Annotated in this window: 14 protein-coding genes; 5 read left to right on the top strand and 9 right to left on the bottom strand. The window is 59.1% G+C overall.

From position 1 onward, the window contains the following. Positions 1-32: 32 nt before the first annotated feature. The 6 genes from adk to AC097P_RS18530 all read right to left on the bottom strand — a co-directional run bounded on the left by adk (position 33) and on the right by AC097P_RS18530 (position 3,897). Complete coding sequence (gene adk / locus AC097P_RS18555) at positions 33-689, bottom strand: adenylate kinase (protein ID WP_479611905.1); 657 nt, start codon at positions 687-689, stop codon at positions 33-35. Between the two features lie 117 nt (positions 690-806). Next, positions 807-1,577 carry a 3-deoxy-manno-octulosonate cytidylyltransferase gene (gene kdsB, locus AC097P_RS18550; protein WP_479611904.1) on the bottom strand — a complete coding sequence of 257 codons (771 nt, stop codon included), beginning with the start codon at positions 1,575-1,577 and terminating at the stop codon, positions 807-809. Between the two features lie 11 nt (positions 1,578-1,588). Further along, positions 1,589-1,771, bottom strand: a complete 183-nt coding sequence (locus AC097P_RS18545) for a Trm112 family protein (protein ID WP_209396289.1) — start codon at positions 1,769-1,771, stop codon at positions 1,589-1,591. Then, positions 1,752-2,828 (bottom strand): tetraacyldisaccharide 4'-kinase, encoded by a 1,077-nt coding sequence (gene lpxK / locus AC097P_RS18540; protein ID WP_479611903.1) that lies wholly within the window; start codon positions 2,826-2,828, stop codon positions 1,752-1,754. The genes AC097P_RS18545 and lpxK overlap by 20 nt, the downstream gene beginning before the upstream one ends. Before the next feature lie 4 nt (positions 2,829-2,832). Beyond that, positions 2,833-3,261, bottom strand: coding sequence for an ExbD/TolR family protein (locus AC097P_RS18535; RefSeq protein ID WP_479611902.1), 429 nt, complete (start codon positions 3,259-3,261; stop codon positions 2,833-2,835). A gap of 6 nt (positions 3,262-3,267) precedes the next feature. Further along, positions 3,268-3,897, bottom strand: coding sequence for a MotA/TolQ/ExbB proton channel family protein (locus AC097P_RS18530; protein WP_479611901.1), 630 nt, complete (start codon positions 3,895-3,897; stop codon positions 3,268-3,270). A 287-nt stretch (positions 3,898-4,184) separates the two neighbouring features. Here AC097P_RS18530 and xseA point away from each other — a divergent pair, with 287 nt between their 5' ends. Beyond that, on the top strand, positions 4,185-5,498 hold the full coding sequence (gene xseA / locus AC097P_RS18525; protein WP_479611900.1) for an exodeoxyribonuclease VII large subunit: 1,314 nt from the start codon (positions 4,185-4,187) through the stop codon (positions 5,496-5,498). 42 nt (positions 5,499-5,540) lie between these two features. Next, positions 5,541-6,122 carry a superoxide dismutase gene (locus tag AC097P_RS18520; RefSeq protein WP_479611899.1) on the top strand — a complete coding sequence of 194 codons (582 nt, stop codon included), beginning with the start codon at positions 5,541-5,543 and terminating at the stop codon, positions 6,120-6,122. Between the two features lie 44 nt (positions 6,123-6,166). Here AC097P_RS18520 and AC097P_RS18515 read toward each other — a convergent pair whose 3' ends face one another. Next, entirely contained in the window at positions 6,167-6,616 is a 450-nt protein-coding gene (locus AC097P_RS18515) for a DUF192 domain-containing protein (RefSeq protein ID WP_479611898.1), read from the bottom strand. A 70-nt stretch (positions 6,617-6,686) separates the two neighbouring features. Next, positions 6,687-6,896, bottom strand: a complete 210-nt coding sequence (locus AC097P_RS18510) for a hypothetical protein (RefSeq protein ID WP_479611897.1) — start codon at positions 6,894-6,896, stop codon at positions 6,687-6,689. A gap of 195 nt (positions 6,897-7,091) precedes the next feature. On the opposite strand from AC097P_RS18510, the gene icd reads away from it, so the two are divergent. The 3 genes from icd (at position 7,092) to clpA (ending at position 11,274) form a co-directional block, all read left to right on the top strand. Beyond that, the gene (gene icd, locus AC097P_RS18505) at positions 7,092-8,345 is read left to right on the top strand and encodes an NADP-dependent isocitrate dehydrogenase (protein ID WP_479611896.1); all 1,254 of its coding nucleotides are present in this window, start codon (positions 7,092-7,094) and stop codon (positions 8,343-8,345) included. Between the two features lie 163 nt (positions 8,346-8,508). Beyond that, on the top strand, positions 8,509-8,871 hold the full coding sequence (clpS, locus tag AC097P_RS18500; protein WP_479611895.1) for an ATP-dependent Clp protease adapter ClpS: 363 nt from the start codon (positions 8,509-8,511) through the stop codon (positions 8,869-8,871). 78 nt (positions 8,872-8,949) lie between these two features. After that, positions 8,950-11,274, top strand: a complete 2,325-nt coding sequence (clpA, locus tag AC097P_RS18495) for an ATP-dependent Clp protease ATP-binding subunit ClpA (protein WP_479611894.1) — start codon at positions 8,950-8,952, stop codon at positions 11,272-11,274. Positions 11,275-11,617: 343 nt separating this feature from the next. On the opposite strand, the gene AC097P_RS18490 is transcribed toward clpA, so the two are convergent. Further along, a complete protein-coding gene (locus AC097P_RS18490) occupies positions 11,618-11,965 on the bottom strand; it encodes a hypothetical protein (protein ID WP_479611893.1) in 348 nt (115 codons plus the stop codon). Between the last annotated feature and the right edge of the window lie 74 nt (positions 11,966-12,039).

Below are 12,039 nucleotides of genomic sequence, written 5' to 3'. Positions count from 1 at the left end.
CAGCAGCGGCCTTCTAGATGGAGATCGCCCGCTCAGCTGCCTAAGGCCTCGAAAATGCGGCTCTTGATGACGTCGACATCTCCGATGCCGCTGATGGCGCGGTACTTCGGCGCACCGGCGGGGTCTTTGACGGCCCAGCTGGAGTAGTACTCGACCAGGGGGCGGGTCTGGGCGCTGTAGACGTCCAGGCGCTTCTTGACGGTCTCTTCCTTGTCGTCGTCGCGCTGGATCAGCGGCTCGCCCGTGACATCGTCCACACCTTCAACTTTGGGTGGATTGAACTTGACGTGGTAGGTGCGACCCGATGCAGGATGCGACCGGCGTCCGCTCATGCGCTCTACGATGGCGTCAAAGGGCACGTCGATTTCTACCACATAGTCCAGCGCGACACCGGCGGCCCTCATGGCGTCCGCTTGCGGGATGGTGCGGGGGAAGCCGTCAAACAGGAAACCGTTGGCGCAATCGGCCTGCGTCAAACGCTCCTTGACGAGGTTGATGATGAGATCGTCGCTGACCAACCCACCTGCAGCCATGACGGCTTTGGCTTCCAGACCCAACGGGCTGCCCGCTTTGACGGCGGCACGCAGCATGTCGCCAGTGGAGATTTGGGGAATGCCGTATTTTTGGCAAATGAAGGTGGCTTGCGTGCCTTTGCCCGCGCCTGGCGCGCCCAACAAAATAAGTCTCATGGATACCCTCGGATAGAACAAAAACCTTTGGCGCGGCAGGCTGCACCCGAATGGGGCGCCACGGCACGCGGCTGCCACCCGAGAATAGCATGGACCACTGCGCGCTTAACTTACGGTTTACCCGCTGTTGGCAACAAAAACAGCCCGTATCCGCGCCAAGTCTTCCGGAGTGTCTACCCCTGGCCCCGGCGCATGCGCGCTCACATGAACAGCGATGCGGTGGCCATGCCACATGGCGCGCAACTGCTCCAGCGCTTCGGTCACTTCGACGGGGGCTTGTGGCAGTTGCGGAAACAGCCGCAAAAAGCCGACCCGGTAGGCATAGATGCCGATGTGGCGCAGCGGTGCCGGCTGGGGCAATGTCCGCACACCCTGCGCGAAGCCATCGCGCCACCAGGCAATAGGTGCGCGGCTGAAGTACAGGGCCATGCCGGCCGCATCCAGTACTACCTTGACAACATTAGGGTTGGTGAAATCGGCCACGCTGTCGATGGCGTGTGCGGCGGTGCCCATGCTGGCCAATGGTTGGGCTTGCAGCACTTCGGCGACTGCTTGCACCAGGGCAGGGTCTATCAGCGGCTCATCGCCCTGCACATTGACAACGATCTCGTCCTCGCGCAGCGCGAGCAGCTCGCAGGCCTCTGCCAGGCGGTCGCTACCGGAGGCATGGTCTTGTCGTGTCAGGATGGCTTCAATGCCGTGGTGCTGGCAGGCTTGGAGGATGGAAGGATCGTCGCCGGCGACCACGATGCGGGCGTTGGCCGGTACGCCGGAGCGCACCCGTTGCGCCACACGCACCACCATGGGGGTGCCGGCGATGTCGGCCAGCGGCTTGTTCGGCAAACGGGTAGAGGCCAGCCGTGCCGGTATGAGTACGGTGTAAGCCATGTGGACGACGACTACAGGCCGAGTTCGTCGTCGCTGAGCGTGCGTGCTTCGTTCTCCAGCAAGACCGGAATGCCATCGCGCACGGGGTAGGCCAGGCGCGCGCTGCGCGACCACAGCTCCTGCTTCTCGCGGTCGTATTCCAGAGGGCCCTTGGTCACGGGGCAGACGATGAGTTCAAGTAGTCGGGTGTCCATGGGCAGATGATAGCTTTGTGGAAAGTTGTGGGGCCAGCGCTGCGTCTAGGGCAGCGAAAAAGGCCGCTTCAGGAGTGAACAGCAGCGGCACGGCCAGCGCGTCCGGCACCAGTGGCCACAGCTTTGCTGCATCTTTCTCGGTACAAATCAGCCTGTAGCCCTCGTGGGACGGGCGTAACCAACTATCAAAATCATAGTGATCTGCGAGTGCCACAGTTTCGGCCAGCGGCAAGTTGAGGGCGCGCAGCATCGCAAAGAATGCCTCAGGCTGGGCGATGCCAGCCAGCGCCACCAATGGTTTGGCACCCGGGGCGCGCAGACTCTCCAGAGCAACCTGCACGCCATCCCTTCCCACGGCAAACGGTGCGAGACGCCGCTCTGCGCTGTAGCCGGCAAATGCGGGGCGGTTACCGGTGTGCAACGTCAGCAGGCGATCCACACGCTGGCCCGCCCGGGTGACGGTTTGGCGTGGCCAGCCCTCACGCAGCGGACCGGCGGGCAGGCGCCAGCCATTGCCGTAGCCGCGGTCGTCGAATACACAGATTTCCAAATCGCGGTACAGCGCGTAGTGCTGCAGGCCATCGTCGCAGACGATGACGCGGGTGCCGGGGTAGCGGGCCAGCAGGGCGGTGGCAGCCGCGTAGCGTGTGGGTCCTACAAACACGGGCACGCGACAGTTGCGCCGTATCAGCAGGGGTTCATCCCCCGCGTCCCTTGGGGTGGAATCGTCCAGCACCTCGGTGCAGGCTGTACCGTCGCCTCGCCCGTAGCCGCGCGAGACCACACCCACACTGCGCCCCTGTGCCTGCAGGTGCTGCACCAGGGCCATCACGGTGGGCGTCTTGCCGGCGCCCCCAGCCACAACATTGCCGACAACGATGACGGTGGCGTCCACGCGCCGAGTCTTAAGAACGTCCCATGCGTAGAGCTGGCGACGCACAGCCGTCAGGCATTGAAATACAAGGGATGCGGGCCACAGCAGGCAGGCCAGCCAGCCCCGTTGGGTCCAGGCACGCAGCAGAATCCTTTGCAGCGCAGGCCGCAAAGTACCCGCCATGGGGCTAGCGGCCACCCGCCTGCGCTGAGGACTGGGTGGCAAAGGTGATCTGGTTCAGCCCCGCACGGCGCGCGGCCTCCATCACGGTCACCACCGACTGGTGTTTGGCGCTGGCGTCGGCGCTGATGATGACCACGGTGTCCTTGCCGGCCTTGGCACCCTCGGTCAGGGCTAGCGTGACGTTTTCGAGTGCACGCCCGACAACCGGCACGCGGTTCACGCTGAAGGCGCCGTCGGCGCTGACGCCGACGATCAGTTCCTTGGCGTAATCGCGCTGGGCATCGGTGTCGGCCACCGGCAGCTTGAGCTGCATTTCGGTGAACTTGCTGTAGGTGGTGGACAGCATCAAAAAGATCAGGACCACCAGCAGCACATCAATAAACGGGATCAGGTTGATCTCGGGCTCTTCGGTGGTTCGGGCACGGAAGTTCATGGGGGCTTAGGGCTTGCGAAAGACCTTGAGATGGCGCGCCAGGTGTTCGGCCGCCAGTTCCAGCGTCAGCAGGTAGGCGTCCACCCGGCCGCGGAAGTAGCGCCAGAAGATCAGTGAGGGAATGGCCACAATCAGGCCGAAGGCGGTGTTGTACAGCGCAATCGAGATACCGTGGGCCAACTGGGCGGGGTTGCCGCCAGTGGCGCCGCCCGGGGCCTGGGAGCCGAAGATCTCGATCATGCCAACGACGGTGCCAAACAGGCCCATCAGTGGCGCGGCCGATGCGATGGTGGCCAGCGCACTCAGGCGCAGTTCCAGGCGGTGGGCGACGATGCGGCCGGTGCTTTCCATTGTGGCGCGCAGGTCGTCTTCGGTGCAGCGGGGGTCGGCGTTGATGGCCCGCAGTCCGCTGGCCAAGACCTCACCCAGTGCCGAGTTCTTTTCCAACTGGGTCACAACGTCGGGCGTCGGTATCGCGTTGCGCGTGACGCTCAGCACCTCGTCCAGCAAACGGGGAGGCGCGACTTTGCTGCCTTTGAGGCTGATGAAGCGGTCGATAACGATGGCCAAGGCCAATACGGAGCAGGCAATAAGGGGCCAGATTGGCCAGCCAGCGGCTTGTATGATGGAAAACAAATGGTCACTCCGTACAGATGCAATGCCCCGCGATTATGGCGCACGCCAGTGACCCACAGAACATGTGGATAAGTTTGTGCAAAACTCTGTCCCATCACGGCGCAAAGCCGCACCAAAGCTCGGTTTTGACAAATTGATGACAAATTCAGCAATAAAAAAGCCAATGAAATCAACAGCTTATTACGCCACGCCGTGCATCGCATGGGGTGGTACGCAATGGGATGGGTTCACCCCCCATCTGTGGAGCGTTAGCGGCCACTACCGTGTCGTGTCCGATAGGTACTCACATGTTTGAACCCCCTGCTGCGGCTGCGTCCAATGGCCGCGTTTGGCAGGTCGGCGCGCTGTGCCGCGCCATTGCCGACGCGATGGATGCGCGTTTCAACCCCGTCGCCGTGGGCGGCGAAATCAGTAGCTTCACGCGTGCCGCCAGCGGGCACTGCTATTTCTCGTTGAAGGATGAGACAGGGCAAATCCGCTGCGCCATGTTCCGGCGCGCGGCCAGCTTGCTGAACTTCAGCCCGCGTGATGGCGACAGGGTCGAGGTGCGCGGTCGCCTGGGCGTGTACGAGCCGCGCGGCGAGCTGCAATTGGTCGTGGAGGCCATGCGGCCCGCAGGGCAGGGTACGTTGTTCGAGCAGTTTTTCAAACTCAAGGCCAAGCTGGAGCAAGAGGGCCTGTTCGACAGCGCGCGCAAGCGCCCGTTGCCCGCCATGCCACGCGGCATAGGGCTAGTGACGTCGTTGGGCGCCGCAGCGCTGCATGATGTGGTGACTGCCCTGCAACGGCGCGTGCCGCATATTCCGGTGGCGTTGGCACCCGCTGCCGTGCAGGGCGAAGGTGCGCCGCGCGAGCTGGCGCAGGCGCTGTCTCAGCTGTACGCCATGGCCGAAGCCCCTGTGCGAGACGGCGCCGTGGCTATCGATGTGATCGTGCTGGTGCGCGGTGGCGGGGCCATGGAAGACTTGTGGGCCTTCAACGACGAGCAATTGGCCCGCACACTGGCGCGCAGCCCGGTGCCGGTAGTGTGCGGCGTAGGCCACGAGACCGATTTCACGATCGCCGACTTTGTCGCCGATGTGCGAGCACCCACGCCGACGGCGGCCGCGGAGTTGGTATCTGAGCCGACCTCGGCCTGGTTGGGCTTGGTGGACGATCTGGAGTCGCGCATGGGCGATGCGCTTGGGCGTTTTGTGGACCGGCAGGCCCAGCGCATAGACCTGGCGGCATCGCGGCTGGGGCGACCCTCTTCGTTGGCGCACCGCCAGCGGCTGGTGCTGTCCGGGCTGGAGCAGCGCATGCGGCATGCAGCGCGCATGGGCTTGCAGATTCGCGGGGCCGACGTGGTGCGTCGGCAGCAAGACTGGCTGCCGCGCATGCAACGGGTGGTGCGCGGTATGCAGGATCGTGCGCGGCATGCCGAATTGCGGCTGGGGCTGTTGGACCCGTCGCTGGTGCTGCAGCGCGGCTACGCATGGCTGACACTGGACAGTGGCCAAACCTTGGGCCATGTGGCGCAAGCCGTGCCGGGGCAGCGCGTGCGTGCGACGCTGGCCGATGGTGTGGTGGACATGACCGTTGGCAAGCAGGGCCAAAATTAATTCCTACAATCAGACTTTTCGCCAACCACAAGAGAGGATTCCATGGAACATACCCTGCCCGCATTGCCTTACGCGATCGACGCCCTGGCACCCGCCTATTCGAAAGAAACGCTGGAGTTTCACCATGGCAAGCACCACAACGCCTATGTGGTGAACCTGAACAACCTGCAAAAGGGCACCGAATTCGAAAGCATGACTCTGGAAGAGATCATCAAGAAGTCAAGCGGTGGCATCTACAACAATTCTGCGCAGATCTGGAACCACACATTCTTCTGGAGCTGCATGAAGCCAGCGGGCGGCGGTGAGCCATCCGGAGCGCTGGCAACGGCCATCCATGCCAAGTGGGGCAGCTATGCCGCGTTCAAGGAAGCATTCGTCAAGTCCGCAGTCGGCAATTTCGGTTCCGGCTGGACCTGGCTGGTCAAGAAGCCCGATGGTTCGGTAGACATCGTCAACACTGGCGCAGCCGGCACGCCTTTGACAACCGCCGACAAGGCCTTGTTGACCGTTGACGTATGGGAACACGCCTATTACATCGACTACCGCAACATGCGCCCGAAGTTTGTCGAGACCTTCCTGGACAAGCTGGTCAACTGGGGTTTTGCGGAAGCCAATTTCGCCTGATTGCCCGGTACAAAAAAGAAAAGCCGACCTCGGGTCGGCTTTTTTTATGGGCTGAACGGACGCCCTGCGATTTTGGTGCCGGGCTTGATGCCCTTTTTGGCAAACCATCCCTTGTTCATCTCCAGCACGTAGCGCACTGGCTTGGTCGAGCAGTGGGACTCGGTCGTTAATGGCTTCATGTCTTCTAGGTTGACGATGGTGCCGTCGTCTGCAACAAACGCCGCTGTCAATGGCAACAGCGTGTTCTTCATCCAGAAACACAGGCGGCTGGGCTTCTCAAAAATGAACAGCATGCCTTCGTGCGTTGGCATATCCTTGCGAAACATCAGGCCAATCTCACGCTGCTCGGGTGTCACCGCCAATTGCGCGTCGACTTGGTGGATACCGACCGACAGCTTTTCGCGCGGCAACTCGGTTTGCGGCAGGTCTTCTGCACGAACGGTGGCCGTGGTGATCAGCAGTCCTGCCAACAGGGTGGAAAAAAATATCTTCATGGTGCTATTGTGCCCAACAACGAAAAATGCCCGCTTGCGCGGGCATTGGACGGCTGACGAGCCCAGCGAATTAAAGCTTTGCGGCTCTCTTCTTTTTAGCCTTGTGGGTGGTCTTTTTGGCCTTGTGGGCGGATGCCTTGTGCTTCTTTGCCTTGGCTTCTGGGGCCGCACCAGGTGAAGCCTGGACAGCGGGAGCCATAGGCGCAGCTGGTGCAGCGGCTTGCGCAAATGCTGCGACGGACATGAAGCCAGCAATCAGCGTGGCGAGGAGTTTGTTCATTGAGTTTCCCTAAGTTACGTTTTAACCGTGCGCATTATCTCGCATTGCAAAGTCCAACATCACTACCGGACTGTCCCCAGGCGTCTCAAGCACGAAGCAGCAAATAATTGGGAATAGAATTTGTGCATAGCAGGCACTGTGTGCAGTTCGACCTCGAATGCATTACCAGGCCATATTCAACGGAGACCTTTTTTCATGTACCAACACATTAAGATTCCCGCCGACGGGAAAAAAATTACGGTTAACGCGGACATGTCCCTGAACGTGCCCGACCAGCCCATCATTCCCTTCATTGAGGGCGATGGCACCGGTGTCGATATCACGCCCGTGATGCTGAAGGTAGTGGATGCAGCCGTTGCAAAAGCTTACGGCGGCAACAAAAAGATCCATTGGATGGAAGTCTATGCTGGTGAAAAGTCCACCAACGTGTACGGTCCTGATGTGTGGCTACCAGAGGAAACCCTGCAGGCGCTTCGCGAATATGTGGTTTCCATCAAGGGGCCGTTGACTACGCCGGTGGGCGGTGGCATCCGCTCGCTGAACGTGGCTTTGCGCCAGGAACTGGATCTGTACGTTTGCCTGCGCCCCATTCAGTACTTTGATGGCGTGCCCAGCCCCGTCAAAGAACCCCACAAGACCAATATGGTCATCTTCCGCGAGAATTCGGAGGACATTTACGCCGGTATCGAGTTCGAAGCCGAGAGCGACAAGGCCAAGAAGATCATCAAGTTTCTGCAAGACGAGATGGGCGTCAAGAAGATTCGGTTCCCCAATACATCCGGAATCGGCATCAAGCCTGTGTCGCGCGAAGGCACCGAACGACTGGTGCGCAAGGCCATCCAGTACGCCATTGACAATGACAAGCCCAGCGTGACCATTGTCCACAAGGGCAACATCATGAAGTACACCGAGGGCGGATTCCGTGACTGGGCCTACAACTTGGCGCAAGAGGAATTCGGTGCGCAGTTGATCGACGGTGGTCCATGGTGCAAATTCAAGAATCCCAAGACGGGCAAGGAAATCATCGTCAAGGACAGCATTGCTGATGCCTTCTTGCAACAAATTTTGTTGCGCCCCGCTGAATACAGTGTGATTGCAACGCTGAATCTCAACGGTGACTATGTGTCTGACGCACTGGCCGCGCAGGTGGGTGGTATCGGCATTGCACCTGGCGCCAATTTGTCAGATTCGGTCGCTTGTTTCGAGGCAACCCACGGTACGGCGCCGAAATATGCTGGCAAGGATTACGTGAATCCGGGCTCGGAAATTCTGTCGGCCGAAATGATGTTGCGCCACATGGGCTGGACCGAGGCGGCGGACCTTATCATTAGCTCGATGGAAAAATCGATCAAAAGCAAGAAGGTCACGTACGACTTTGCGCGCCTGATGGACGGCGCGGTGCAGGTGAGCTGCTCCGGCTTCGGTCAAGTCATGATCGACAATATGTAAACAGGGTTCTGTTGGCTTTCGGGCTCCGGGCCTTTCAAAACCAAACCGCCGGGGCCTGTTGGCTCTAGGCGGTTTTTTTATGCCGGTGGCTTGAATTGGGCCACGGAGGCTCCAACTCAATTGAGCGGTGCAATCCTCCGGGGTGACCGATAGAATCGATTTCATGGCAACAAATATCCCGTCCAAACCACCCGAACCACCCGTTCAGCCGCCAAACCCCGACGAGGGTGGCTCAGTTGTGCTGGAGCGAAGGACCCAGCGCGTTCAACCGCCGCAGATGTATCAAGTGGTCATGCTCAACGACGACTACACGCCTATGGAGTTCGTAGTGGTCGTGATACAGGAGTTTTTTGGTAAGGATTTGGAGTCTGCGACCCGCATCATGCTGAAGATCCATCTCGATGGTAGGGCAGTGTGTGGGGTGTATTCCAAAGATGTCGCGGTGACGAAGGTGGACCAGGTGCTGGACGCTGCGCACAAGGCAGGTCATCCGTTGCAATGTGTCTGCGAACCCGTGGATTTGTAGTGTGAAATCGAAACTACTGAACGCCGAACCGGGAAACGGTTTACAGTTATTCATCAACGCAAGGCTAAAGGAAATCTCATGATTGCCCAAGAATTGGAAGTCAGCCTGCACATGGCGTTTGTTGAGGCACGCCAGCAGCGCCACGAGTTCATTACCGTGGAGCACCTGTTGCTTGCGCTACTGGACAATCCCAGTGCCGCAGAAGTATTGCGCGCCTGCTCTGCCAATATCGACGATTTGCGCAAGTCGCTGTCGAATTTCATCAAAGACAACACGCCGCAGGTCGCGGGCACGGATGACGTGGACACCCAGCCCACGCTGGGCTTTCAGCGCGTCATCCAGCGCGCCATCATGCATGTGCAGTCTACCGGTAGTGGCAAGAAAGAAGTCACCGGTGCCAATGTGCTGGTCGCCATCTTTGGTGAAAAGGATTCACATGCCGTCTACTACCTCCACCAGCAGGGTGTGACGCGGTTGGACGTGGTCAATTTCATCGCCCACGGAATCAAGAAGAACGATCCCCCTGAGTCACCTACCAAGGCGAGCGAGAACCCTGCTGAAAGCGAGGATGGATCTGGCGAAAAGAGCGAAAAGGCATCGCCGCTGGAGCAGTTCACCGTGAACCTTAACCAGCTCGCCAAGGACGGCAAGATTGATCCGCTGGTTGGCCGCGAGTATGAGGTCGAGCGCGTGATACAGATCCTGTGCCGGCGTCGCAAGAACAACCCGCTGCTGGTTGGGGAGGCTGGTGTGGGCAAGACTGCCATTGCCGAAGGCTTGGCCTGGCGCATCACGCAGGGCGATGTGCCCGAAATCCTGGCGGAAGCCACGGTGTACTCGCTCGACATGGGTGCGTTGCTGGCAGGTACAAAATACCGTGGAGATTTTGAGCAGCGCCTCAAGGGCGTGTTGAAGGCACTGAAGGACAAGCCAAGCGCCGTGCTCTTCATTGATGAGATCCATACTTTGATCGGTGCGGGCGCTGCCTCGGGCGGGACGCTTGATGCGTCCAATCTGCTGAAACCCGGTTTGAGTTCCGGTGCTTTGAAGTGCATTGGGGCTACCACGTTCTCTGAGTATCGCGGCATCTTTGAAAAAGATGCCGCCTTGTCACGCCGCTTCCAGAAGGTGGATGTCGTAGAGCCAACTGTCGAGCAAACGGTCGAGATTCTCAAGGGCCTCAAATCCCGGTTTGAAGAGCACCATAACGTCAAGTACGCCGTGGCGGCTTTGCAAGCAGCCGCAGAACTGAGCGCCAAATACATCAATGACCGCCACTTGCCTGACAAGGCGATCGACGTCATTGATGAGGCGGGGGCAGCCCAGCGCATCTTGCCTGCGAGCAAGCGTAAGAAGACCATCACCAAGACCGAGGTTGAGGAGATCGTGGCCAAGATCGCGCGTATTCCGGCCGCCAATGTGTCCAACGATGACCGCAGCAAGCTCAAGACGCTCGAACGTGATTTGCGCAATGTGGTGTTTGGCCAGGACAAGGCGCTGGACGTGCTGGCGTCTGCAGTCAAGATGGCGCGCTCGGGTATTGGCAAGGGTGACAAGCCGATTGGTTCGTTCTTGTTCAGCGGCCCTACCGGTGTTGGCAAAACCGAAGCCGCCAAACAGTTGGCCTACATTATGGGCATTGACCTGATTCGCTTTGACATGAGCGAATACATGGAGCAGCACGCGGTGAGCCGTTTGATCGGTGCGCCGCCGGGCTATGTGGGTTTTGACCAGGGTGGTTTGTTGACCGAGGCCATCACCAAGAAACCACATTGCGTTCTGTTGCTCGATGAGATTGAAAAGGCGCACCCAGCAATCTTCAATGTGCTGTTGCAGGTTATGGACCACGGCACGCTGACCGATAACAACGGGCGCAAGGCTGACTTCCGCAACGTGATCATTGTGATGACCACCAATGCGGGTGCCGAAACGATGAACAAGGCCAGTATCGGGTTCACGAATCCGCGTGAGGCAGGGGATGAAGCGGCGGATATCAAACGTCTGTTCACGCCCGAATTCCGCAACCGTCTGGACGCCATCGTCAGCTTTAAAGCACTGGACGAGAACATCATCCTGCGTGTCGTCGACAAGTTCCTACTGCAATTGGAAACCCAGTTGGCTGAGAAAAAAGTTGACGTCACCTTTACCGACAAGCTGCGCAAGCACTTGGCGAAGAAGGGCTTTGATCCTCTGATGGGTGCGCGTCCGATGCAGCGTTTGATCCAAGACACCATTCGCCGGGCCCTGGCCGATGAGTTACTGTTTGGCCGGCTGACTGAGGGCGGCCGCCTGACGGTCGATCTGGACGATACCGACGAAAGCAAAACAGAGGTTTTGCTTGATATTCAGCCTCAACCAGAAAAAAGGGGCAAGTCCAAGCCGGAAGAGGCCACCGCGGGTTAAACCGTTAGGGATGACCTACAAGTAAAAAGGCCCCTCGGTGAGGGGCCTTTTTTGTTATCGAACGCTAATCAGTAGCAGTCGCCCAAAGTCGCGGCATCGGAATGAATCCTGCGTTGGTTCTCCGCTTTAATGGTCTTGCAGCCGCTCCGCCAGACCGCTTAGGACTGCTGTCAAAGGCCGAGCTCGATGCCCCGGCCGCACTGCTAATGATGCTGTACGCGCAGCGCCTAAAGTCAGAAACCGCGCACTTCACGCAACACAGTCAACTCATATTTCAACTATTGTTTATTATCATGAATGATGGAGCGAACCTCTCGGTCTGGACCAGCAGGACTGTCAGAACTTAGCCGCCAGCTGAGCGAGTTGTGATTCGAATTCGTTTGGTGGCCGATACTGAAACCTTTTTGTTCGTACCTCCTGCTAGTGCTCCAAGAAACTGAAGGACTTCACAGTGGTCGGCACGGCTCTGTATTTCCAGCAGATCGAGTTCGATTTCGTCTGGAACGAAGAAATGACAGTTTGCTGTGACCCCTCCGAATTTAACGCTCAAGAGATGGTCTCCGTCACGAGTGGTGGAGATTTTTTCTATCCCGGGTAACTTGCGATCTTGACCATCGTACGAATGCCGATGGCCATGCTTTTCTGCGAGAGAGAGCAACAACGCCCAGTCGGTTAAGGCGGTGTTGAGCACGTAGATGTCGCGCAGTGAGCCATCCTTCTGTCAGAAATCGCACGGTTGAATGGGACTTGGCCATGATCCACGTA

The organism is Rhodoferax sp. ZS1R8 (genome assembly GCF_056521325.1).
This window is presented reverse-complemented; position numbering and strand designations above follow the sequence as displayed.